This is a genomic window from Paludibaculum fermentans, assembly GCF_051172195.1.
Classification (GTDB): domain Bacteria; phylum Acidobacteriota; class Terriglobia; order Bryobacterales; family Bryobacteraceae; genus Paludibaculum; species Paludibaculum fermentans_A.
The window spans coordinates 958851-983300 of record NZ_JBPJAQ010000001.1 but is presented as its reverse complement, the minus strand read 5'-3'; the positions used below and the strand labels follow the sequence as shown (position 1 = coordinate 983300).

20 protein-coding genes and 1 tRNA gene are annotated in these 24450 nt (G+C 61.7%); 12 read left to right on the top strand and 9 right to left on the bottom strand.

Annotation, left to right across the window (positions count from 1 at the left end; genetic code table 11):
* Positions 1-117 precede the first annotated feature (117 nt).
* Both ACR9Y2_RS04080 and ACR9Y2_RS04075 read right to left on the bottom strand, forming a co-directional pair.
* Complete coding sequence (locus ACR9Y2_RS04080; protein ID WP_435039778.1) at positions 118-408, bottom strand: hypothetical protein; 291 nt, start codon at positions 406-408, stop codon at positions 118-120.
* A 12-nt stretch (positions 409-420) separates the two neighbouring features.
* Complete coding sequence (locus ACR9Y2_RS04075) at positions 421-747, bottom strand: hypothetical protein (RefSeq protein ID WP_435039777.1); 327 nt, start codon at positions 745-747, stop codon at positions 421-423.
* Between the two features lie 97 nt (positions 748-844).
* Here ACR9Y2_RS04075 and ACR9Y2_RS04070 point away from each other — a divergent pair, with 97 nt between their 5' ends.
* A complete protein-coding gene (locus tag ACR9Y2_RS04070) occupies positions 845-3313 on the top strand; it encodes a DUF4082 domain-containing protein (protein ID WP_435039776.1) in 2469 nt (822 codons plus the stop codon).
* Positions 3314-3459: 146 nt separating this feature from the next.
* Here ACR9Y2_RS04070 and ACR9Y2_RS04065 read toward each other — a convergent pair whose 3' ends face one another.
* Positions 3460-4152 (bottom strand): type 1 glutamine amidotransferase domain-containing protein, encoded by a 693-nt coding sequence (locus ACR9Y2_RS04065; RefSeq protein ID WP_435044817.1) that lies wholly within the window; start codon positions 4150-4152, stop codon positions 3460-3462.
* A gap of 237 nt (positions 4153-4389) precedes the next feature.
* Entirely contained in the window at positions 4390-5658 is a 1269-nt protein-coding gene (locus tag ACR9Y2_RS04060) for a carbohydrate porin (RefSeq protein ID WP_435039775.1), read from the bottom strand.
* 30 nt (positions 5659-5688) lie between these two features.
* Here ACR9Y2_RS04060 and ACR9Y2_RS04055 point away from each other — a divergent pair, with 30 nt between their 5' ends.
* Positions 5689-6708: a YceI family protein gene (locus tag ACR9Y2_RS04055; RefSeq protein ID WP_435039774.1), complete on the top strand. Its 1020-nt coding sequence runs from the start codon at positions 5689-5691 to the stop codon at positions 6706-6708.
* Positions 6709-6786: 78 nt separating this feature from the next.
* Here ACR9Y2_RS04055 and ACR9Y2_RS04050 read toward each other — a convergent pair whose 3' ends face one another.
* Positions 6787-7692: an alpha/beta fold hydrolase gene (locus ACR9Y2_RS04050; protein ID WP_435044816.1), complete on the bottom strand. Its 906-nt coding sequence runs from the start codon at positions 7690-7692 to the stop codon at positions 6787-6789.
* Positions 7693-7715: 23 nt separating this feature from the next.
* The gene (locus tag ACR9Y2_RS04045) at positions 7716-8210 is read right to left on the bottom strand and encodes a RidA family protein (protein ID WP_435039773.1); all 495 of its coding nucleotides are present in this window, start codon (positions 8208-8210) and stop codon (positions 7716-7718) included.
* Positions 8211-8717: 507 nt separating this feature from the next.
* Between ACR9Y2_RS04045 and ACR9Y2_RS04040 the strand changes: the two genes are divergently transcribed.
* The 4 genes from ACR9Y2_RS04040 to ACR9Y2_RS04025 are packed head-to-tail and all read left to right on the top strand — an operon-like array spanning position 8718 to position 13218.
* Positions 8718-9149 (top strand): cupin domain-containing protein, encoded by a 432-nt coding sequence (locus ACR9Y2_RS04040; RefSeq protein ID WP_435044815.1) that lies wholly within the window; start codon positions 8718-8720, stop codon positions 9147-9149.
* Positions 9146-10441 (top strand): cytochrome c, encoded by a 1296-nt coding sequence (locus ACR9Y2_RS04035; protein WP_435039772.1) that lies wholly within the window; start codon positions 9146-9148, stop codon positions 10439-10441. The genes ACR9Y2_RS04040 and ACR9Y2_RS04035 overlap by 4 nt, the downstream gene beginning before the upstream one ends.
* A gap of 31 nt (positions 10442-10472) precedes the next feature.
* Complete coding sequence (locus ACR9Y2_RS04030; RefSeq protein WP_435039771.1) at positions 10473-10943, top strand: (2Fe-2S)-binding protein; 471 nt, start codon at positions 10473-10475, stop codon at positions 10941-10943.
* Positions 10936-13218: a molybdopterin cofactor-binding domain-containing protein gene (locus ACR9Y2_RS04025; protein WP_435039770.1), complete on the top strand. Its 2283-nt coding sequence runs from the start codon at positions 10936-10938 to the stop codon at positions 13216-13218. The genes ACR9Y2_RS04030 and ACR9Y2_RS04025 overlap by 8 nt, the downstream gene beginning before the upstream one ends.
* 60 nt (positions 13219-13278) lie before the next feature.
* Here ACR9Y2_RS04025 and ACR9Y2_RS04020 read toward each other — a convergent pair whose 3' ends face one another.
* Positions 13279-14307, bottom strand: coding sequence for a sigma-54 interaction domain-containing protein (locus tag ACR9Y2_RS04020; RefSeq protein WP_435039769.1), 1029 nt, complete (start codon positions 14305-14307; stop codon positions 13279-13281).
* Between the two features lie 495 nt (positions 14308-14802).
* On the opposite strand from ACR9Y2_RS04020, the gene ACR9Y2_RS04015 reads away from it, so the two are divergent.
* From ACR9Y2_RS04015 to ACR9Y2_RS03995, 5 genes are all read left to right on the top strand, one after another.
* On the top strand, positions 14803-15711 hold the full coding sequence (locus ACR9Y2_RS04015; RefSeq protein ID WP_435039768.1) for a hypothetical protein: 909 nt from the start codon (positions 14803-14805) through the stop codon (positions 15709-15711).
* Positions 15708-18590, top strand: coding sequence for a sensor histidine kinase (locus tag ACR9Y2_RS04010; protein ID WP_435039767.1), 2883 nt, complete (start codon positions 15708-15710; stop codon positions 18588-18590). The genes ACR9Y2_RS04015 and ACR9Y2_RS04010 overlap by 4 nt, the downstream gene beginning before the upstream one ends.
* 7 nt (positions 18591-18597) lie before the next feature.
* Positions 18598-19230 carry a response regulator gene (locus ACR9Y2_RS04005; RefSeq protein ID WP_435039766.1) on the top strand — a complete coding sequence of 211 codons (633 nt, stop codon included), beginning with the start codon at positions 18598-18600 and terminating at the stop codon, positions 19228-19230.
* Between the two features lie 78 nt (positions 19231-19308).
* Complete coding sequence (locus tag ACR9Y2_RS04000; protein WP_435039765.1) at positions 19309-19695, top strand: response regulator; 387 nt, start codon at positions 19309-19311, stop codon at positions 19693-19695.
* A 135-nt stretch (positions 19696-19830) separates the two neighbouring features.
* Complete coding sequence (locus ACR9Y2_RS03995) at positions 19831-20232, top strand: hypothetical protein (protein ID WP_435039764.1); 402 nt, start codon at positions 19831-19833, stop codon at positions 20230-20232.
* A gap of 104 nt (positions 20233-20336) precedes the next feature.
* Here the strand turns inward: ACR9Y2_RS03995 and ACR9Y2_RS03990 are convergent.
* Positions 20337-20413: transfer RNA gene (locus ACR9Y2_RS03990), tRNA-Val, on the bottom strand.
* Positions 20414-20451: 38 nt separating this feature from the next.
* Positions 20452-21471, bottom strand: a complete 1020-nt coding sequence (locus ACR9Y2_RS03985; protein WP_435039763.1) for a ThiF family adenylyltransferase — start codon at positions 21469-21471, stop codon at positions 20452-20454.
* Between the two features lie 42 nt (positions 21472-21513).
* On the opposite strand from ACR9Y2_RS03985, the gene bamA reads away from it, so the two are divergent.
* Positions 21514-24447: an outer membrane protein assembly factor BamA gene (gene bamA, locus ACR9Y2_RS03980; protein ID WP_435039762.1), complete on the top strand. Its 2934-nt coding sequence runs from the start codon at positions 21514-21516 to the stop codon at positions 24445-24447.
* Positions 24448-24450 lie beyond the last annotated feature (3 nt).

Below are 24450 nucleotides of genomic sequence, written 5' to 3'. Positions count from 1 at the left end.
GGCTTCGGTGCTTGTGGCGGCCGGGCAATCCTCAGCGTCCTTTGCAGTGAAGGCCCTGACCGTGACCACCGACACAACGGCAAAGATTAGCGGCTCACTGTCAGGGAGTACCCTGAACTACCCGCTGTCATTACTTTCGCCCACCGTTCCGGCGAGCCTGAGTTGCGGTTCCGCCACCCTGACATCCAACACTTCGACCACCTGCACAGTGGCCCTCAACCGGGCCGCGCCGACTGGTGGGGCCGTCATTGCGCTGTCCGACGACAGCCTGTTATTGACCGTGCCGGCCAGTGTGACTGTCCCGGCGGGAGCCACCTCGGCTGCGTTCACTGCTTCAGCTTCCACCCTGACCAGCACAAGCAGTGCGGCCGTCAAGGCGGCCTTCGGTGGGGTTTCAGTCAGCTTCACCGTGACCCTGAGTTACTCCCCCAGCCTCACGAAGTTTACCTGCAGCCTGTCGACCTTGAGTCCCGGGGCCACTACCACATGCACGGTCACTTTGAGCCAGGTTGCTCCCGCTGGTGGAACCTCGGTAACCGTAACCAACAGCAGTTCCCTACTGACGGCGCCGGTGTCGGTCGTGGTCCTGGCGGGCAAGACTACCAGCGCCTTCAGCGTTAAGGCTAATAGCCTAACGGTCGACGCAACAGCCACCCTCACCGCTGTGCTGGGCGCGAGTTCCCTGGGGTTCCCGTTGAATCTGGTGATGCCCCTCGCACCGCTCGGCCTCAGTTGCTCGCCGGCCATTCTAACTTCAAAGGGATCTTCCAACTGCAAGGTGACCTTGAATCGTGCCGCACCAACTGGAGGGGCAGCCATCCCGTTGTACGACGATAGCGCGCTTGTGACAATACCTATTTCCGTGACTGTGCCGGCCGGCGCGACTCAGGCCGTCTTCTCGGCCACCGCCGGCGCAGTGACGGCCAGCAGTTCCGTCATCGTCCGTGCGGCACTACCCAGCGGATCAGTGAGCTTCACCCTCGGGCTCAAACCCAGCGTCGCTACCACGGCCCTGGCTCGTGTCAGTGTCGGTGGTCCGAAATACACCGACTCCCTGGGGCAGATCTGGGCCGCCGATAGCAATGCCTCCGGCCTTGTCTACCAGACGACGGCTGTGATTGCCGGCGGATTGGACCTTGCGCTCTACAAGAAGTACCGCTACACCCAGAACGCCGCATTGCAGTACCAGTTTGCCGCGCCTCCCGGAGCCTACAATGTGAGGCTGAAGTTTGCGGAAATCCAGTTCACACAAGCCAATCAGCGCCTGTTCAATATCCTTATCAATGGCACGGCTGTCGTCCAGAACTTCGATGTCTTCGCCGAAGCAGGCCGTTCATTCAGGACTGTCGACGTCGACTACCCTGTGACCTCCTCAGGCCAGATCCTGATTCAATTCGCGCCTGTAGTCAACAATCCGATGGTCAGTGCCATCGAGATCACGCCGACCGCACTGGGATCCACATCCCTGGCCGCTCCGCAGAAGTCCACTCAGGCATTGGCCGTGGCGTTATCACCCGCTACGCTTGAGTCGTCCTGCCCTTGTTCCCTGTGGGATCCCAATGCCGAACCGGAGGAGGCGAGTTCCGCGACCACCGCCGCGGTGGAAGTGGGCACGAAGTTCCGTAGCAATAAGACCGGATTCCTCACGGGTATGCGATTCTTCAAGGGGCCGGGGAATACCGGCGTTCACACCGGTCATCTGTGGGCGAATGGCGGCACAATTCTGGCCAGCACACAGTTCGAGAACGAGACTGAGTTCGGGTGGCAGGTGGCGCAATTCCCGAATCCCGTCCCTGTCACCGCCGGCTCAACATACATCGTCTCCTACCAGGCTCCGTACGGTCACTTTGCCCGCAGTTCAATGGGATCGGCCGCAGCGCCGGTGGAGAACGGTGCTCTCCAAGTTTCCGCCGATGGAGAACCTGGCGCAAGCGGCGTCTATTCCTTCGGTTCTGGCTTCCCCACGGAATCCGATCACGGAGCCAACTATTGGGTGGATGTGATCTTCGAAGCTGCGCCGGCGGAGACTTCCCGAGCCTCCGAGGCCGCCTCCATCACAGAGGTATCCGGCTCGACCCCCCGTGTTCCTGCAGGCGACTCTTTGACCTGCTCCCCGTCTGTGGTGCATGCCGGCGAGGAGTTCTCCTGTGAGTTCCAACGCACCGGGCGAGCCATGGTGGGAGAAGCCTCGCTCTGGAGCGAAGCCAGCAGCGGCAGTGTACGTCTGCCTGCCGTGATCCGCGCGCGGGGCAATCCATTCGGTCTGACATTCCGTGGGCTTTTGGACGAGGGTGCATCCTTGTCCACTGTCCGAATCTCGATGGGTGGCGCGGACGGTCAAGCAGCAGCTGCAATCACTGTGATTCCTCGCGCCGCGCCCGTCGTCAGCTCGCCTGGAGAGTACTTCGCCCGGCCGGGCGAGCTGGTTCGCTTCATCGTGTCGGCCAGGAGCGGCAGGGAGCTGCCGGTTCAACTCTCGGCGGCCGAGTTGCCCTCCGGCGCCACCTTCAGCCCCGAAACGGGTAGCTTTGCGTGGACACCGGCTTCCGGACAGGCGGGGGCATACGCAGTCACATTTGCCGCCGCCGACTCAGGTGGTTCGTCCGCGACGCGCACCACCCGGATTGTGGTTGGATCCGATACGCCGGTCATCACTGGCTCGAAAATGCCTGCTTGCGCCCCACAGGGAATTGGGACGCTGGAAGGCCGTTGGCTGAGCCGGATGCGAGAAGAGTTCTCCGATCCCAGCGGAGCCTCGACCCGCCTGGGTGGCACCGTTGTCAAAGTGAACGGCACTCCGGTTCCGGTGCTGCTTGCCAGCCAAACGCGCGTGGAATTCCTCTGTCCAGCCATGGCTGCCGGAACTGAACTCAGTGTCGTGTTGGAAACTGGCGCAGGCTCCGCGCTCCCCGTTCATACCACGATGCGGGAAGCCAACCCGGAGATCCTGACTGTCAGGAACATGCCAGGAAACTACGGATTCGTTACCAGCCAGGATTCCGGGCGCCTGTGTGTGGTGCGTGATTTCCGCGGCGTTGGCGAACCAGCTCGACTGGAGGATGTGATCGGGGTCCGCGTCACGGGTCTCGGCACCACGTCCATCGCTCCGACGGGATTGACGGTCAAGGTAAGCGATGTGCCTGCTGAGATCGTGGACATTGCCGCAGACCCGGATGCTGCCGGAGTGAGCGTGATCCAGGTCCGGATTCCGGCGGCGGCCAGCCGGGGCGACGCCGTCCCAGTGCAGCTGGAACTGCTCGGGTTGTCAGGGCAAACGCTCTCCAGCAACAGAGTCAATATCGCCATTGAGTAGAGGCGTGACCGCACGCCAAACAGGATCCATCTCCAAGAATCCTGTCTGCGGCTCAATGGAAGAGCGTTTACTGTGGCCGGGCCCGCCCCGAGCTTTGAGAGCGGGCCTGGCGACGCGCTGTGTGGCGAGCGGTGGATCGCCCGGAACTACGCCGCAGCCATTGACTCGGCAAGCACCTTAATCAGCGCCTTGGCGGCGGCCGTTGACGATGCAGGGTTCTGGCCTGTGATCAACCGGCCGTCGACCACAGCGAAGCTTTCCCAATCGGCCGCCTTCTCGTAAAGCCCACCGATTCGTTTCAGCTCGTCTTCAACCAGGAATGGCACGACGTGAGTGAGTTGAACGGCCGCCTCTTCGCCGTTGGTGAAGCCCGTCACCCGCTTGCCCTTCACCAGGGGTGTGCCGTTGTACATCACCCGATGGAACACGGCCGGCGAATGACAAACCGCGGCGACCGGCTTGCCGGAGTTGTAGAACGATTCGATGAGGGCAATGGAATCCGGATTATCGGCGAGGTCCCACATCGGGCCGTGACCTCCGACGTAAAATATGGTGTCGAAGTCCTCCGACTTCATGGTGGACAGCTTGCGTGTTTCGGATAGCGCCTTCTGTGCCTCCGAATCCTGCTTGAACCTTGCCATTGCATCAGTCTGATTCTCTGGCATGTCACTCTTCGGATCGATGGGGGGCTGCCCTCCTTTTGGCGAGGCCAGTGTCAGCTCGGCGCCGGCGTCCCTGAACACAAAATAGGGGGCGGCGAATTCCTCCAGCCAGAAGCCGGTCTTCCGGCCGGTGTTGCCCAATTGATCGTGAGATGTGAGCACCATCAGTATTTTCATAGTTGTTATCCTTCCTGTCGGGTCCAGCACGCTAACTCAGAGATGCACGCCTCCGGCCATCGCAAACACCCTGAAAATATGAGCACCAGGAAGAGCAGCGATCAGCCAATGTTCGTGGGCCGACTCAACCGGTCGACACCAGAATCGCTTCGACTCCCGAGTACGAAGAAACTAGCCTCGTGTAGCGGTAATGGTTCATTGGTGTCGATGTAGAGAGTGCCCGTCCAGGCGGTTGGCCTAGAGGACAAACAGTGTGCGGAACCCGGCGACAGCGTTATTGCGCCGCCGCGGATCGCCCCCTGTGTCGAAGTAATACTGGAAGACTGGCTGAAAGGTGAGCCATCGGTTTAGTTGAAACGCATAGTTCAGCTCCAGCAGTTTCTCGGCTGCGTATGGCGCCATCCCATACTGAGAGAGCGCCCGATTCAACACACCACTACTGCGGCTGTAAACGAATCCCAGCGAGGCTGTGTCGTGCTCGCGACGGCGCAATAAACCGCGATAGCGCAGGCCGCCTGTTAGTTGCGAGAAGTTCCTGGTCATATCCTCCGGAGTCCAATCGACAGTGAAGGCTACGTCCAGTGCCCTGCTGGTGCGCGCTTGAGAGCAGCAGACTTGCTGGTTGGCTGTGAAGTAGAGGAGATAGTTTGTCCGGGTCCGCTGGCCGGTGGCGATGTTCTGAAATGGACCGGTGTTGATCGTCGTGCCGAAGGCGTACAGCCCTGAGTAATCCTGCTCACCCGGTGACAATCCAGGATTCACGAAATATCCGGCCTCCGCGGCGATCACCGGGGCGTCCTTGAATCGGAAATGCACGCCGTTCTCGTCGTCGTGGAACGGATTGCGGTTCCCTGAGAAGATGGCAGATTTTACATAGAAGCGCCTGGAAGGGACATACCGAACCTCGAAGGCCGGCGTCGCGGCCGGAGCGAATGTTTCATAGGTCGCCTGGATGAGGTTGCCCATCGCGTAGCCAAGCGGTTCGTTGATGAAGGACTCGCCGTACGGTTGCACTCCGTAGGAATCGAGACCGGCAAACTGGCCTGCTCGAACGAACAGCTTATGCTGCACGAATGCCTTTTCAAACCACCAGGAGTCAAGACGAATCAGGTTGACACTGGCCAGGCTGCTGGGATTCGCGATCGTGCCAAGGTGCGCCCCGAGATTGCCGCCCGCCTGCCACATTGCTGTGATGTGAAACTTCAGGCCGCGCACCACTTCCGCTTTCTCGAAATCAATGTCCAGCGTTCCGCGGACTCGACTCCAGTTGGCCACATCCCTGCGCGTGTCTGAAAGCACATCGTCCACGTAGATGAGGTTGAATGTGACGCCTTTGTTGGCTAGCCGGGTGCGCCCTCCACTCCAGTCTCCTAACATGTAGGGGCTGTTCGTCCCACGCTCAAGCTTTGTATCGATCAATTCCTGCGCGGCTGCGGACGCAGGGGGCCAGACAGCCAGGAGAGTAAGGACTCCGGCTTTCGCAATGTTAGAGGCAATCTGGTTCATAGGACGCTCTAGCTTTCATCACCCTCCGGGATGAATGACCTCGGGAATTGTCTGGCGATCCTGCCGCTGTGGTCGTGGGGAGAACGCAACGAGTACGCACGTCCTCGCATTCCGATCCACGGGAGCTTGCTTGGGCGCGGCCCTGTGCTCTCTACCCGCGGTGATCGCTACAAAAACGGCTTCCCCGCGCAGGCACTGCTTGAAGTGCAAGCACCACGCCATCGCATGGGCATTGAAAGCAAACCGCGTTATCGGACGCGAAACAGCCAGCTGTTCACCAGCAGTCTCGATCGGCCGACACGAGTGGATGCGATTTGCCTGGACGAGTACATACTCACCACCTCGGCAGCCTGCTATTCACAACTGCCCTCGGTCGACGCCCCGACACCCGCGGCGGTCAGAGTTCGGTTGAATCTCCCGTATTCTTCAGATACGACGTGCAAGCCACGTGGAAGCACACTTGCTGATGGATCCAGCGAGGTGCACATGACTTCAACAAACACTCTTCAACAGAATGCCGTCTCAGCCTGGTCGCTTGACCCGGCCCACTCGGCGATTCATTTCAAGGTGCGTCACATGGCCATTGCATGGGTTCGAGGCGATTTTCGGATCTCGAACGGCTCGTTGCGATGGAGCGAGGACAACACGGCGGAAACCAGCATTGATATTGATATCGACGCGGCCTCCGTCAATTCCGGCGAGGCACAGCGCGATGCCCATCTTCGCAATTCGGATTTCTTCGATGTTGAGCACTACCCGTTGATTCACTTTCGCTCCACGAAGGTAGTGCGATCTTCAGCCGACGCTGCGGTCGTCGAGGGCGAGTTGACTATCCGCGAAGTCACCAGGCCCGTCACGCTCCAAGTCTCTGATATATCGAAGGCGACGAATGACCCATGGGGCAACGTCCGTTTCGCTGCGTCCGCCAGTGCCAAAATCAATCGCAAGGACTTTGGGCTCACATGGAACGTCGTGCTGGAAGCCGGCAGTCTTATGGCCGGCGAGGAGGTCTCCATTGACCTCGATGTTGAGTTCACGAAGAAGCGATAGACAAGGCGATGGAAAGATGAGGGCGCCCGATGATGGGCGCCCGACTATTCTCTCCTCATGCGCGTCGGCTTCGTTCGTCTACCTGACAAAAGCGCGCACCAACCCTGCGATTTCGTTAGCGGCGGTGTCCAACGCGAAGTGGCCGGCCTCCAGGACATGCACTTCTGCATCTGGCACATCGCGGCGATATGCCTCCGGCTCAGATGGAGCAAACGAAAGATCGTACTTGCCCCAGATCACGAGTAGCCGGGGGTTCTGTTTCCGCATCCATGCCTGCCACTTCGGGTACGCTTCCACATTGGTCCTGTAGTCGTAGAACAGATCACTTTGAATGTCCGCCTGGCCGGGCTGACTGAGGAAGGCGAACTCGTCGCTCCACAGGTCGGGATCGTAGCGCTCGGTGTTGGGATCGTTACCCACATGCCGGGTACGTGTCGTGGGCAGCGAGAGGAGGTTTGTTCGAAGGTTGCTCTCGTTGGCCGCGCGGTCTGCCCAGAACGCTCGGCGGGCCTTCCAATTGTCTCCGAGCCCCTCATTGTGCGCTACCGCATCCTGCACAATCAGCGCTTCGACACGCTCAGGATGATTCAGCACCATCCTGAAGCCGACTGGCCCACCGTAATCCTGCATGTACAGCGTGTAACGGGGTATGCCGAGCGCCTCGGTGAACCTGGTCACGATCTCTGCGTAGCGGTCGAACGTGTACGCGAACTCCTTCGGATTCGGCCAGTCGCTGTGACCGAAGCCGGGATAGTCCGGCGCTACCAGGTGGTAGCGATCGGCGAGGCGATGGAACAGCGGCTCGAACATGCGCGAGGACGACGGCAGCCCGTGTAGCAGCAGGATGGTGGGGCCGTCTTTGGGGCCCGCTTCACGATAGAAGATCGACAGACCGTCAATCGCGACGGTCCTGTAGTATGTGGGGTATTGCGCCGGCTGTTTAGAGACAGACGCCACTTCCTCTGATCCGCTGAATGTTGCCATGGTGATCGCCCTAGTTTGCTCCGTCATTCCTGTACTTCGAATATGAGTTCCAATTCGACGGGTGTTCCAATTGGAAGACTCGCAACTCCGTAGACCAGACGAGTCGGGTTCATGTCCGGGCCGAACACGTCCTGAAGAAAGTCGGATGCTCCATCAGCCACTTTGGGTTGGTCGCGCACATCTCCTTCCGTCGCAATGCTCACGCCGAGGCGCACGATGCGCTTCACACGATCCAGGGAGCCGAGATGTTGCCGCACGATCGCCACCGCATTCATCGCGGCGAGCTTCGCTGCCTCACGGCCAGCCGCGGTGTCCAGTTCCTTGCCCACTCGTCCGACGTACCTGGCCGTACGCCCCTCGGTCGGCAATGTTCCGCTCAGGAAGAGGAGCGAACCCACCTGCACCGCTTCCGTGTACGTCCCGAACGGTTCAGGGGGAGTGGGTAGCTGAATAGCCAACTCCCGCAGCCGCCATTCCGCGGAGCCTGCCCGCGAATTGTGCTCATTTGTAGTGACCATGACTTCCTCCGTCTTGCCCGCCGCCCATCCAACTTGTTGGTTGCAACTTGGATGCCTGGGCTAAAGCGATGAATTCACATATGGGCGCAAGCCGAGTGTCAGTGCAGTGTCCGCAGTCGGAGTCCGACTGCCGACGCGAGGACGATTTCCTGGCTGGAACACGTCGTCGTGGGATCGTCCGGTTGCCGCATGCCTTGCGAGCCCAAGCCAGGCGGCCTCTCCCTGCCACCAGACTGTCGAAAACGCATCGATCGACACCGTTAGCTGACGACGGGCCGTCAGCTCCGCCATCTGAAGCACCCTAACCGTCTCAATTCTCGACGGATCTCCATCTCGATAACTGTGGCCGGAAACCTGCAATGCCCGATGCAAACGAGGGTTATGTACGTCAAACACCACACAATCGCGGCGTTGGTGATTACAGCGCTCATTCTGATTCAGCCTGGCCTGGCCCAGCAGGCCCAACCCAAAGACGGTCGTTTGGCGGTGCAGCCGACTGAGTATGCTGTGCGACCCCATCAGCCTGGACAAGCTGCCTTTGCATCGGTTCTATCGGAACAGGTCGACTGGAAACCGTTTGCTGCATTTCCGCCTTCCGTGCGGCTCGCCATCATAGTGGGCGTGCCGTCGGCGCCGGCGCCCTACGTGATCAGGGTCAAAGTGCCTTCAGGCGTAAAGCTGATGCCGCACAGACATCCGGAAGATCGAGTGTACACGGTGGTCTCCGGGGTCTTCTATATCGGATTGGGCGATCAATTCGACGCCGACACGCTGCTTGCCTACCCACCGGGCAGCGTGGTCGTGCTGCCAGGCAATACCTCTCATTTCCACTGGGCAAGATCGGGTGAGTACGTCACGCAAGTGACGGCCATCGGTCCGCTTGGGCTCGAATATGTCAACCCAGCAGATGATCCCAGAAACCAGGGACGGCCAAAATGATGCGGCGGATTGCGCTTGCGGCGCTTGTCATCGGGCTGCTGGGAGTCGCCTCGATGTGGCTCGTCTCCCTGCGTCCCGCCATCGCAGCAGTTCAGCCCCCTCCGCTGGAGAACTTTGCCGCTGCGACCGTCGCACGAGGCCAGGCACTGGCCGCAGCGGGCCACTGCGCATCCTGTCACACGAAGGCCGGCGGTGCTGCCTACGCGGGGGGCTATGCGGTCAACACCCCGTTCGGTCTTATCTATGGCACCAACATCACCCCGGACGCAGAGACCGGCATCGGACGCTGGTCGCAGGCGGCCTTTGCGCGAGCCATGCGCGAGGGGGTTGGCCGCGACGGATCTCATCTCTTTCCGGCTTTCCCTTACTACGCATATACGAAGCTGTCGGACGAAGACATCGCGGCGCTCTATGCCTATTTGATGACTCGACCCCCCGTAGCCGCCACAACCCCGGCAAACACCCTTCCGTTTCCCTTGAAGATTCGCGCATTCCAGGCAGGCTGGAAGATGCTGTTTTTCCGGAGCGGTCGCTTTCAACCCGATGCATCGAAGAGTGCGGAATGGAATCGCGGAGCCTATTTGGCCGAGGGCTTGGCGGACTGCTCTGGATGCCATACTCCACGCAACTCTCTTGGCGCGGAGAGGACTCGTTATCCCTATGCGGGCAATATCATCGACGGCTGGATTGCGCCTGCGCTGAACTCATCGAATCCTTCGCCCATTCCCTGGACGGAGGACGAGCTCTTCACTTACCTGCGGACGGGCGCCAGCAAGCTCCACGGGGCGACGGGTGCGACGATGACTTCTGTCATCCGCGACAGCCTCGAACTGCCGATCGTACCGGACTCCGATGTTCGAGCGATCGCGGTCTACTTCAGTGAGATGGATAACGCCGGCGTGCGCGGGGCCTCAATAGAAGCGACCACACGAAACGCGCTGGCAACATCCCATCTGGGTAGCGAGCAGGAAAACGACGACGATGCGAACCTCTATGCCTCCGCCTGCATTTCGTGCCACTACAACCGTGGTCCCATACCGTTGCCGGCACGCCCGGAACTCTCGCTCAACAGTGCTCTGACGCTGAGCGAGCCTACCAACTTCATTCAGGCGGTGCTCCGGGGGTTTGGCAGCGCAGAAGGCGCCCCAGGCCTGGTGATGCCGGCGTATTCGTCGCTCAGTGACGTGCAGATCGCAAGGCTGGCGCTCTATCTCCGGCGCACGCGGACCAATCTGCCGCCGTGGACTGATGTCGAAAGCAAGGTTGCCAGGATTCGCCGCGAATTGCGGTGACGACGCTCAGAAGGAAAGGAGTTGTCCGTCCATGACAAAGTTCGAATTGAATGGCCGCAATGTTTCGGTGAAAAGCTCCGGCGACACACCATTGCTCTGGGTGGTCCGTGATGAGCTCGGCCTCACGGGGACGAAGTTCGGATGTGGGATCGGCTTTTGCGGCGCCTGCACGCTTCACGTCGAAGGCCGCGCAACACGATCCTGCATCACTCCACTCAGTGCGGTGGCCGGTGCGAAGGTCACGACCATTGAAGGACTCGATGCGCAGGGGCAGCATCCGCTCCAGACGGCCTGGCTGGAACTTCAGGTTCCGCAATGCGGGTATTGCCAACCGGGCCAGATCATGCAGGCAGCCACACTGCTCAAGGACTATCCCGACCCCACCGATCGCGACATCAACGCCGTGATGGCCGGCAATGTCTGCCGGTGCATGACCTACGTCCGGATTAGAAGCGCGATCAAGCTGGCAGCGTCGAGAATGCGAGGCACGACTCATGATTAGTCTGTCTGCCCACGGACTGAGAGGCTCCGCCGACCCTACGCGGCGCGGTTTCCTGATCACCATGCTGGGTGCGGGTGCGATGCTGGGCTACCCTCAGTCGAACCTGGCCGCTCCGGTTGCAGGCAAGCCGAGCGACCTGTTTCAACCCACAATCTGGTATGGAATCGAGCCCAATGGGACAGTGACGGTTAACATTGTGCGCGCCGAAATGGGCCAGCACGTTGGGACAGCACTCGCTCGCGTTGTGGCCGACGAGTTGGAAGCCGATTGGGAGAAAGTTAAGGTGGTCACCGTTGATTCCGATCCGAAGTGGGGCACGATGATCACCGGCGGGAGTTGGTCGGTGTGGCAGAGTTTCCCCGTGCTGAGCCGGGCGGGGGCGGCCGGCCGAATCGCCCTGGTCGAAGAGGCGGCAAAACTCCTGAGCGTCAGTCCGCAGCGCTGCAGCGCCCGGAATGGCGCGGTGCACGCCCCGGGAAGGTCCATCTCCTACGGCGAAATCGTTGCGCGCGGGAATCTGAGCCGGACGTATACGCAGGAACAGCTACAGTCAATTCCCATGAAGCGGCCCGCCGAACGCCGCTTGATCGGGAAAGAGACGCTGGCGCTCGATGTCCCATCCAAGGTCAACGGCAAAGGCATCTATGGTCTCGATGTCGCGGTGGATGGCATGATCTTCGGCCGCCCGAAAGTTCCGCCCACTCGTTACGGCTCCAAAGTCATCTCAATCGACGATTCGGCCGCGAAACACTTGCCTGGTTACCTTCGGAGTATCGCCTTGGATGACCCGTCAGGCACTGTGCCCGGATGGGTCATGGTTTGTGCCGACAGCTTCACAGCGGCTAACCGTGCGGCCGATCTTGTGAAAGTGAAATGGCAATCAGGCACCACTACGAACGTTTCAGAACAGGATCTCCAGAACCGTGCGGCCGAACTCATTGCCGATCCAAAGAAGGGAGCTGCCTTCGTCCACGATCCAGGAGTGGACGAGATTTTCAGGTCGGCGGCACGGAAGATGGAGCGGACCTATACGACCGCGACGGTGATGCATTTCGCGCTGGAACCGGTGAACGCCCTGGCGTTTGAAAAGGACGGCCTCTTTGAAATCCACACTGGCAACCAATGGCAAACGGCTATTCTGCCGGTACTGGCGAAGGCGCTGGGGCGCAGCGAAGAGAAGATTGTGATGCGCAGCTCACTCCTGGGTGGAGCCTTCGGACGCCGCCTGGATGGCGACTACGCGGTTCCAGCGGCCCTCGCCGCCAAGGCCCTCGGAAAGCCGCTGAAGATGGTGTGTACGCGCGCCGACGATATGCGCTTCGACTGTCCGCGATCGGCGTCCAGGCAGGTACTACGGATCGCCTGGGGTGACGGAAACCGGATTGCAGCGATGGATCATCAGGCTGCTGCCGGATGGCCCACGGCTCACATCGCGCCCACCTTCATGCCCAAAGATGCGAATGGCATCCCCTACGATCTCTTCGCCATCTCTGGAGCCGACCATTGGTACACAGTGGGTGCACAGCGCGTTCGCGCCCTGCGCAATGACCTCGCCGACCGGACCTTCCGCCCGGGCTACCTGCGATCCGTCGGCGCCGGCTGGACCAGTTGGGCTGTCGAGAGCTTCCTGGACGAGGCGGCTCATGAGGCCAGAGTCGATTCTGTAGCGTTTCGACTTGGATTACTCGACGGTGCCGGCCGCAACGCCGGGTCGCCGCCAAATTCTGTGGGTGGGGCGCGCCGCCAGGCTGCAGTGCTGACGCGTTGTGCTCAGAAAGCGGGCTGGGGTGCGGCGATGCCAAAGGATGTGGGGCTGGGAATTGCTTCCACCTTCGGACAGGAACGCACCATGCCCACATGGATTGCCTGTGCCGCCCGGGTGCGGGTCAATCGGACGACCGGCCACGTCAAGGTGGAAAAGCTGACGCTTGTGATTGATGCGGGCACTATCATTCATCCTGACAGCGCGCGGGCGCAAGTAGAAGGCGCAGCCTTGTGGGGGCTGACACTTGCTTTGTATGAAGGGACTGAGTTCGCCAAGGGGGAACCCAAAGACACCAATCTGGATAGTTATCGAGTGCTGCGAATCGGGGAGGTGCCGGAGATCGAGATTGAGTTTCTTCCCAGCACAGAAGGCCCGGTGGGGCTTGGCGAGCCCGCCACGACAGCCGTTGCTCCTGCGATTGGAAATGCGATCTTTGCGGCCACAGGTGCTCGGATCCGGCATACGCCGATTCGCCCGGAGGCTGTCCTGGCAGCGCTTGGACAGCGCTAGAACAATACGAGGCCAGGAGCGATCCTCCTCGTCTCATCTCCGCAAAGCGGGCCGCGCCCGCTAGAGAATCGAGGCGGCCGCAACTGCGATCGCCCGGCTGGCCGGGGGCGGATCATTCTGCACCCGTCGAGGCGATGGCGAGCGCCGCGTTTCGATCCCCAACTTGCGCATCTTGTGAATGAGCGTGGTTCGGGGCAGGCCGAGCCGGGAGGCCGCCCCACCCTGTCCGCCGACCAACCAGCCTGTCTGGTTCAGAATGTCCATGATGTGCTCCCGCTCAGCAGCGGCCAGTGTCTGGCACTCCGCCGCTGATTCCACGTGTGTCATCCGCTGCAGGTCCGCCAGGGATGGCCGGAGCACCGGTCCGCACGACATGACGACGGCCCGTTCGACGAAATTCTGTAACTCGCGAATATTGCCCGGCCATTCGTGATGCTTCAGAAGCTCCATCACTTCCTCCGGGACGCTGAGCTTGGGTTTGTTGAGACGCGCCGAGAACTTCGTGACAAAGTACTCCACCAGTTCCGGGATGTCGCTGGAGCGTTCGCGCAGAGCAGGCAGGTAGATGGGGATTACGTTTAGCCGGTAGTACAGATCCGCGCGGAACTGCTTCAAGGAGACTAGCCGCGCGAGATCCTGATTCGTAGCAGCGACCACACGTACGTCCACGCGAACGGTGCGGCCGCCGCCCAGGGGCTCGACCTCCTGCTCCTGCAGAGCGCGCAGGAGTTTGGGTTGAAGCTCCAGCGGCAGGTCGCCAATTTCATCCAGGAAGAGGGTGCCCCGATCAGCACGTTGGAAGCGTCCTTTGCTCTGATTGACCGCGCCGGTGAAGGCTCCTCGTTCGTGGCCGAAGAGCTCGCTCTCCAGCAGGGAGCCAGGAATAGCGGCACAGTTCAGTTTGACGAACGGTCCGTTACTGCGGGCACTTTGGTCGTGTATCGCCGCGGCGATGACCTCCTTGCCAGTTCCGGTTTCGCCCTGAATCAATGTCACTGAATCGCTCTTGGCGATGATGGGGATCTGATTCAGCACATTTACAAAGGCTGGACTACGGCCAACGATCTCCTCGTGTAATTTTCCCGGCATGGTCGGATTCATCATCACAGGTTGATCCCTCCTTGTTCCGTGTCCAATTGGACTGGTTTGGTTTCTCTCTGAATGCCAGTTTGGAGCCGATCCCGTTCGGGACCAACCCCATTCCCGGTGGATCTTGACCACCCGATCGGCGGGGCTACATTCACACTGATAGCGGGGGAGTCACCGCCAGCCTCGTCCCGCCGCCGGCGCCGCGGGCTTTGGACCGGGTCATCGGACGTTGGCCGCTGGTTGACCATACCCCGCGCAGACCGCCTGCCGGCAAACCGTACTAACTAGTGCACTTTTGGCCGTATCCTGCTACGCTATCTGAAAATGCGGAGTGTTCCGTCTCCAACGGGCGCGCATTACCTGCTGACGCGCCGGACTGCCCTTGTCACAGCCGCGGCGGCGTTTGTCCACGGATGCTCCAGGGACACTGGAGGGGACCGGCCCCACATCGAGTTCACACGAGTTCCGCCCGCTGACCGTGGGGGACCAGACCTGATGCTGACCATTGAGGGTCGCGTCACTGGCGCTCAACCCGGGCAGCGGATCGTGCTATTCGCCAAGAGCGAAGGCTGGTGGGTCCAGCCCGAGTTCGACCGCCCGTTCACCGCAATTCGCAAAGACAATACGTGGGTCAGCCCGACACACCTCGGAACCGAGTATGCCGCCGCCCTGGTGACACCCGACTACCGTCCCCCGTTGTCCTTTGAGACGCTGCCTGTGGCGGGCGGGTCGATTGTTGCCATCGCCTCTATTGGCGGCGACCGCTCCAAACAGGCCGTCCACAACACGGTCCATTTCGGCGGCTACGACTGGGATGTCCGGGCCGCGCCCAACGACCGCGGAGGCCGGAATCTATACGATCCCGCCAACGCCTTTACCGACGAGAAACAGGCTCTGCACCTTCGGATCGCCGGGACTCCGGGCAGTTTCACCTGCGCCCAGATCATTCTCAGGCGCAGCCTTGGCTACGGGACCTACCGTTTTGTTGTCCGCGACATCTCCCAACTGGAACCTGCCGCCGTGCTCGCCATGTACACATGGGAAGCCGCTTCCGGGGAGCAGAACCATCGCGAGATGGACATTGAGATCAGCCGTTGGGGCGAACTCCGAGCGCCGAATGCGCGCTACGTGCTTCAGCCCGGATGGATTGAGAGCAATACGGTCACGTTCGCGGCGCCGGGCGGGGTCTTGACGCACCTGCTGGAATGGACTCCGGGCAAGGCGGTTTTCCGCACACTCCGCGGTGAGAACGGCCCCCTGGTCTTCACCCGTGTTTTCACCTCGGGCGTGGCCCGCCCAGGAGATGAAAAACTAAGGATCAACTTCTACGACTTCCAGCGCGGCCCGACTCGCCTCGAGCACGGCGCCGAAGTCGTCATCGAATCATTCGAGTTCTTTCCGTGAGACCACGGCTCGCAGCGTCAGCCGTATTGGCGCTGACTGGAATCCTGCCGGCGCCCGCCCAGGATGACGGCTCGCTGGCCGCCGGTTATTCCCGGACGCATTGGGGCACAGACCGCGGCTTGCCGGAACAGGACGTCCTGGCTGTGGCACAGGCCAGCGACGGCTCGCTCTGGATCGGCACGCGCAGGGGTGTGTTCCGCTTCGATGGCATGACCTTTCGGCCGGTCTATGCCGCTCCTGGCGACCTGGCGGAGCTTGGGACGGTGCTGGGCCTCCAATCTGACGAAGGCGGAGACATCTGGGTGCTGTTGCGCGATCGCCGCCTTCTGCAGCAGCGGCACCGCGCGTTCGACCAGCCGCTGTATTCCGTCCGGCCCCGGGAAATGGCGGTGACCACAATGTCCCGGGGCAATGGCGGCACGATGCTGATGTCCGGCATCGTGAATGGCCTGATGCGCTTTGAGAAGGGAAGTTTCACAACGGTCGCCGCGCCCGCTGACCTGCCGTCTTCCCCGATCATCGCCATCGCCCAGAAGTCCGGCGGCCGCATCTGGGTGGGGACGCGCGATTCCGGGCTGCACTTTCTCGAGCGCGGCCGTGCTATCGCCGCCGGTCCCGGACTCCCGGGCCAGCGTATAAATGCGCTCGCTGTCCTCGGAAAGAGTCTCTGGATCGCCACCGACAGGGGCGTGGCCCGGTGGAGCGGAGGAACCTTCGAAACGGTGGTGCCCCGGGTTCAGGCCTCCGCGCTGCTGGTGGACCGGGAGTCGAACGTCTGGATCGGCACCGACCGGATGCTCCTCCAAATCGATCCCTCCGGCACGGTTCACGCTGATGCGTCCATCCACGGGGTGCGAACACTGGGGGAGGACCGCCATGGCAGCATCTGGGTTGGCAGCACGGGCGGACTCGATCGTCTCTCGCCGCGCATCTTCAGCATGCGACTGCCCCTGCCGGGCGGCGCGATTTACGCGGATCCGGTTGGAGCCGCCTGGTTCGCGCCTCTATCTGGCGGCCTGGTGCGCATCGACAAGGACAGGCTGACCCCAGTCACCCAACCTGGTGTTCGCGAAGCTGTGGTGTACTCCATCAGCTCCCGGGGTGCCGGGCTGTGGGTCGCAACCCGTGACCGCGGAGTGGCCCGCATCGGTGCTGAAGGAACGACGCAGTGGTGGACGTCGCGCGATGGGTTGCCGGAGAATACCGTCTTCGGCCTGCATGTCGACCGCACCGATGCGGTCTGGGCCGCCACGTTGACCGCCGGCGTGAGCCGCTTGTCGAACGGGCACCTGACGAACTACACCGTCGCGGACGGACTGGCGTCGAACTCCGTCTCCTCCATCGCCGAGAGTGCGGACGGAACAGTCTGGTTCAGTACCGCCGATGGCCTCAGCACTTTTGCGAATGGCCGCTGGCGGACGCTCACCACGAAAGACGGCTTGCCCACAAACACGGTGCGCTGTGTGTTCCAGGATTCAGGCGGCATTGTCTGGGCCGGTACGGATGCCGGTCCGGTAGCGATTCGGGCGGGCTCTGTCAGGCCGCTCCGAACGGTCCCGCGACTCCTGCGGGATCGTGTCTTCGGTATCACCGAGGACCGTTTTGGCTGGCTTTGGATCGCTACAGCGAACCATGTACTCCGCATCCGCCGCGAGCGCCTGACCAGCGACTCAGTGGATGATAGCGACGTAGTCGAGTACGGAGCCGCGGATGGACTTGTTTCCACGGAAGTCACCCCGCGGGACCGATCGATTGCCACCGATTCAAGCGGCAGGGTCTGGATCTCAACAGTGGCCGGATTGTTCGCAGTCGACCCTGCGCGCCTGGCCCAGCGGACGATTCCGCCCTCAGCCCGCATCGAAGCGATCTCCGCCGACGGATCGGAAATCCCGCTGGCTCCCTCCGTTCGCGTATTGCCTGAGCGGCGTCGTGTCGTATTTCAGTTTGGCGGCGTGTATCTGCCCGCTCCTGAACGGCTGCGCTTCCGGTATCGATTGGACGGCTTCGACAGTGCCTGGAGTGAGCCCACCGACACACATGAGGCGGTCTACACCAATCTTGCGCCAGGCTGGTATCGATTTCGTCTTGCCGCCGGAGCCGACGAATTGTGGAGTGAAAACAGCGCGACCGTCGAGGTGTACATCCAGCCGGCCTGGTATCAGACAATCTGGTTCGAGGTATTTGCCGGCTTGGTTCTGGTGGCAGGACTTGCGGGCGCCTACGGCTGGCGGCTCCGTGTGATCGAGCACCGGACACGCATCCTCATTGATGAGCGTGTGGGCGAGCGGACCCGCGTCGCGCGCGAACTGCACGATACTCTCATCCAGAACATCACAGGATTGTCCCTCCAGATCGGTGGACTGACGAAGGTCGTCACCGCGCCCGAGACGGCCAGGGAGCGGCTCGCCAGTCTAAAGGAGCAGGCGGAATTCTGTCTGCGCGAGGCGCGACAATCCGTCTGGGACCTGCGATCGGCCGACGCCGAGATTGGGGACCTCTCGGCATCCATCCGGGAATCGGGCGCGCAGCTCACAGCCGGCAAGTCGGCACGATTCAATTTCGAGGTCGAAGGCGCGCCGCGCCCCATATCGCAACAGATCGCGCTGCAGCTTTTGCGCATCGCGCGTGAAGGCATCAGCAACGCCGCCCAACATGCCCGTGCGACTGAGATCGAGGCCCGCCTGATCTTCGAAAGCCGTGCCATCCGGCTTGTCATTTCGGATAACGGTTGCGGATTCGAGGGCGCTGCGGGCGAACGCCCCGGTCATTTCGGCCTCGCCACGATGCGCGAGCGTGCCGCCCAGGTGGGAGGCGTCACAACCGTGACGAGCAGCCCCGGACGTGGGACAATGATCGAAACGGCGGTGCCTACCGCGTAACACTGGGATGTCTTCGGAACTCATTCGCATTCTCGTCGTCGACGATCATCCGGCTATTCGCAAAGGCTTGGAAGCCGTTTTGAGCCCTGAGCCTGACGTGGAAGTCGTGGCCTCTGCCGGTTCACGCAAGGAAGCCGTCGAAGCGTTCCGGACCTCGCGCCCGGATGTCACGCTGATGGATCTCGGCCTCGAGGGCGAAACCGGCGGGCTCGAGACCATTCAGGACATCCGCAAAGAATTTCCCACCGCCAGGATCATCGTGTACTCCGCCCTCCGTGGCGATGAGGACGTCTATCGCGCCCTCCAGTTCGGCGCCGTTACGTTCGTCCCCAAAGAGACGCCAGAAGCAGAATTGCTTCGCATCATTCGCGATGTACATGCCGGTGGCCGCCCGATCCCGCCCGATACGGCTCGGAAACTCGCTGACCGTGTGACGCTGTCCTCCCTGACTCCGCGGGAAGTGGAGGTGCTTCGCCAGGTAGCTGGGGGCATGCGCAACAAAGAGATCGCCGCCGAGCTCGGGATCAGCGAAGAAACCGTACAGGGCCACATGAAGAACATCCTCTCAAAGCTCAATGTGAATGACCGCACAGCAGCCGCGATCGTCGCAGCCCAGCGCGGCATCATTCATCTGCGATGACGCTGCGCAACACCTGATTTCAGGGGATCGCAGACTCCCGGAATCTGGCTGTTCGATTCCGTTGGCAGCCGGGTAGTATTGGGTGAGTTGATCCGCGTCTTCATCGTCGACCGCAATGCGTTACTGCTCGAAGGAGTTGCCGCACTCATCCGCACGCAGCCCGATATGCTGCTAGCCGGATCCGCCGCCACGTCGGAAGCGGGACTGGTCCTCATCGGGGCAAGTCCTCCGGACATTGTGCTCATTGACGTCGATCCGCCCGGCACGGCCGGCATCAGTTTGATCCAACAGTTATCCCGCGATGCCGCGCGCATCCCCGTCATTGGACTCGTTGCCTATGAGCTGGACCGGTCCGGACTGGAAGCGCTGAAGGCCGGCGCGGTGGCGATCCTGGAAAAGAGCCGGCTTGGCGAAGCCCTCATCCCGCTCATCCGCCGCGTGGCAATGGCCCCTGGATCCCGCTAGCTGCCTGCCACTGAGCAGGGCGAGCCGCAGCCGCGGAAAGTCGGCAGATTGACTCAGGGGCGTTCCGTGGACAGCGCAGGCACCGGGCACAGGAATTCGGAGCGAAGGTGATGATCGCGCGCAATGTGGTGGGATATGTCCCGTTATCTGCTTCAGCGGATCGCCTCGAATCCTGACATTGAGGTTCACCTCGAGACGGAGATCTCGGCCCTTGGCGGCGATAGCCGGCTGAAGTGGGTCGAATGGACCGACAAGGCTACAGGCGGAAGGTCCCGGCATCCGATCCAGCACGTCTTTGTCATGGCGGGGGCATCTCCTCGCACCGATTGGTTGCGAGGCCACCTCGCGCTCGACCAGAACGGCTTTGTGTTGACTGGCCGGGAACTCGAAGCGGCGGTAGCGAATCGGGCGGCTTCCTGGCCTCTCACACGAGATCCTTACATCCTCGAAACCAGCCTGCCGGCGGAGTGCGGTGTGCAGCGTGCAGGAACTGGCTTTCAATGTCACCACGAACGCGCAGGGGCCGGGCTGCGCTGAGACCCGTGGCCGGTTGGACCCTGACTACACGTACCGCGATTGGGGCGTGGCACGAAGCAAATTTCGTATTGGGTAGACGCAACTAATCTGGAATCAATCAGGTATGGTGGGCGGTGAGGGACTTGAACCCCCGACTTCCTGCTTGTAAGGCAGGCGCTCTAACCAGCTGAGCTAACCGCCCGCAGTTTCTATCTTACCTCGTACTTGCCTGCCGGCCAATCAGTTGCCGATGTAGCGGGAATACAGGCTCCGTGCCAGGCCCGGATCCTGTGTCCCCTTAATGATCGCCCGGCCATCCGGGAAGATCGTCATCTCGTAGGGTGGCACGACAAAGCGCAAGGCGAACCCATTCGACCGGACCTGTCCCAGCGGCGCCAGGCTCGCGGCCAGGGCATCCAGGTCCAGCGGGCGGCGGAGGTCATGAATCTGCACCGCGTTCCGCCCGCACAGGCTGATCGGGATCCGATCCTCCCCATGCAGATGGCGGCAGGTCCGTTCACCGCCGCAGGCCGGACAGGCGGGATCCGCCGCGGGCATCGACACTTGGCGGACTACGCCCGTCCAGGCGTCGAAGGTCGAAATCCGCGGCTCTACATCCAGCCCGCAGAGCAGGCGCAGGGCGAGTGAGACCTGCCATGACGCCACCAGGCTCGTGATCGTATTCAGCACCCCCGCTGTATCGCAGGTCGGTTGCGCCCCCGCCGGCGGCTCTGGATAGATGCACTCGAAGCACGCCGAGCGGCCAGGCAGGATTGGCATTGCCAGGCCGTAGGTCCCTACGGCTCCACCGTAAATCCACGGAATTCCGCGATCCACGGCGTAGTCGTTCAGCAGATACCGGGTCTCGAAGTTGTCCGTGCCGTCCAGGATCAGGGACGCGGGCTGTAACAGGTCCTGAATGTTTCCGGCAGTCAGGTCATCCACCAGGGGCTCGGCCCGTACGCCGGAATTGATGCGGCCAATCGCGCGCGCGGCGGCTACCGCCTTCGGCAGCGCATCGCGGGCGTCCGACTCCTCGTAAAGCCACTGGCGTTGCAGGTTGCTGAGTTCAACGAAGTCACGATCGACCAGCAGAATGCGGCCGACACCTGCCCGGGCCAGCGCTCCGGCGTGAAACGCGCCCAGGGCTCCGCAACCAATCACGGCGACACAGGCGTCGAGCAGCAGTTGTTGTCCTGGGGCGCCAATGCCGGGCAGCAGGATCTGTCGGCTATAGCGGTCGCGCTCGGAATCAGTCATCACTCAAAATCCTAGCAACCAAGGCTGTTAAGATGACAGTGTGTGAATCAGCCTGGGCTCTGGACGGCATTGCTGACGTGTCTGTTGGCGGGTGCGGCTCCAATGTGGGGCAACGACGACCTGTCGGCATTTTACGGCAAGACGATTGATTCGATCCGATTCGAACCAGAGAAGCAACCTCTTACCAAAGAACAACTTGCGCTGCTAATTAGCCTGAAGCCTGGCGATACGCTCTCCGAAGTGCCGCTGAGTAAGGCTATCGAACGCCTATGGACCAGTGGCCGGTATGTCGATATTGTGGCCGAAGGTGAGGCGAAGGGGGCCGGCGTTCAGGTTACCTTTGTCACAACCGCCGCTTTCTTCGTCAGCCGGGTCACCGTCGAGGGCGTGCCTGAGCCACCCAACCCGGCGCAGTTGACCAACGCTACCAAACTCGGCTTGGGCGACCCCTTCGATGACAGCCTGCTGCCCGGCGCGGAGACCAGCCTGCAGGAGGTCCTCCGCAACAACGGCTTCTATGTCGCCACCATCCGGCACGAAACCGCCTCGCGGCCAGAGACAGAAGAGACCGACATCCGGTTCTACATCGACCCCGGCCCCCGCGCCAAACTGGCCAGGCCCATCTTCGAGGGCGAGCCGGCGATGAGCGAGAAGAAGCTGATCCGGCTGACGAATTTCCAGCGCTGGTATGGACTACGCGGTTGGAAGGACATGGACGGCCGCCGCATCCAGCGTGCCGTGGAGAAGATGCGCGATGCCTACCTGAAGACCGAGCACCTCCAGGCCACCATCCGCATCGCCTCGGTCGATTACGATCCGAAATCCGTCACCGTCACTCCGCACTTCCTCATCCATGCCGGTCCAAGCGTTTTCGTCAAGACCGAGGGCGCCAAGATCTCGAAGGGCCAGCTTCGCAGGCTGCTGCCCATCTATCAGGAGCGTACTGTCGACCGCGAACTGCTGCTGGAAGGCCAGATGAACCTGGAGCGCTACTTTGAGGCTCAGGGCTTCTACGACGCCAAGGTGACCTATTCCCTGGCTGATCCCACGCCCGATGGCGCCCAGACCATCCAGTTCCGGATCCAGAAGGGCCGGCGCTACCGCCTGGTGCACCTGGCTCTCAGCGGGAATAAGTACTTCGATCAACAGACAATCCGCGAGCGGCTGCAGATGATGCCCGCCCGCTTCCCCCGCTATCGCCGCGGCCAGTTCAGCCAGAACCTGATGGAGCAGGACGAAGCGTCTATCCTGGATCTCTACCGCTCCAACGGTTTCCGGGACGCCGAAGTCAAAGCGATCGTCGAGCGTGGATATAAGGGGAAAGCGACCGATCTCGGTGTCTCCCTGGACATCACGGAAGGCAGTCAGTGGTTCGTCACCGACCTGGAGCTGACGGGTGTCGACCTCCAACTCCTCGATGTCATCAAGGCCTTTCTCTCCTCGACACCCGGCCAGCCCTATTCCGTGTCGAGCGTGGCCGCCGACCGCGACAACGTCCTCAACTGGTACTTCAACAATGGTTATCCGGATGCCACCTTCGATGCCTCCGTCGTTGTAGCCGACGAACCCAACCGCATCAAGCTCAAATACGCCGTCACGGAAGGCCGCCGCAATTTTGTGCGGGACATCCTGGTCAGCGGCTTGAAGGCCACCCGGCCCGACCTCGTCAACCACCGCCTGGCGGTCGCCCCCGGGCAGCCGTTGTCGCAAGGCAGCATCGTGGAAACACAGCGCCGGTTGTACGACCTCGGGATCTTCGCCAAAGTCGACGTGGCCGTCCAGAACCCCGATGGACGCGAGCGCGACAAGTACGTCCTGCTGCAGGTGGAAGAAGCCAAGAAGTACTCCTTGAACCTCGGCTTCGGTGCGGAGTTCGGCCGCATCGGCGGTGGCAGCAGCTTCGATGCTCCGGCCGGTGCTTCCGGCTTCTCGCCCCGCGGCCAGATCGGTCTCACCCGCTCGAACATCTTCGGCCTGGCGCACACCGCCAGCGCCACCATCCGCGTCTCCAGCATCCAACAGCGCCTGCTCGCCAGTTACCTGGCGCCGCAGTTTCTCGGGAACGAGAATTTCAACCTCACCTTCAGCTCGCTCGTCGACCGTTCACGCGACGTACGCACCTACACTTCCAACCGTTCTGAGAGCTCCGTGCAGCTCGGCCAGAAGGTCAGCCGCGGGATCACGATGCAATACCGCGCCACGGCGCGCTTCGTCTTCATTGACAAAAACTCGCTCCGGATTGACCCGACCCTGATCCCAATCTATTCTCAGCCCGTCAAGACCATCGCGGCCTCGGCGTCCTTCATTCAGGACCATCGTGACGACCCGCTGGACGCGCGCCGCGGCTTCTACAACACGCTCGACGCGGGCTACGCCGTCCCGTTCTCCGCCACCAGCACGAACTACTTCCGCCTCGTGGCGAAGAACTCCACTTACCACCCCTTACGGCGCGAAGTCGTCATCGCCCGGACCACCTCCTTCGGCTGGCTCCACAACCTGGATAACGAACCCGTGCCCCTGCCCGAAAACTTCTACGCCGGCGGCGCCTCCACCCATCGCGGCTTCCCTGACAATCAGGCCGGACCGCGGGATCTCGTCACCGGCTACCCCATCGGCGGAGCGGCGTTTCTCTTCTTCCAGCACGAATTGCGCTTCCCCCTCATCGGCACCAACGTCAGCGGCGTGCTCTTCCACGACATGGGCAACGTGTTCTCGTCCTTCGACGAAATCTCGTTCCGCTTCCGCCAGAAGAATCAGCAGGACTTCGACTATACGGTGCAGGCCATGGGCTTCGGCTTCCGCATCAAGACGCCAGTGGGGCCCCTGCGGCTGGATTTGGCGTATGCTCCGAACACCCCCAAGTTCGTAGGATTTTCGGGCAGCCGCGACGATCTGATCAATGGCACGGGGCAATACAACGTGCCGCAGCGAGTGAGCCGCTTCCAATGGCATTTTTCCATCGGACAGGCATTCTAACGC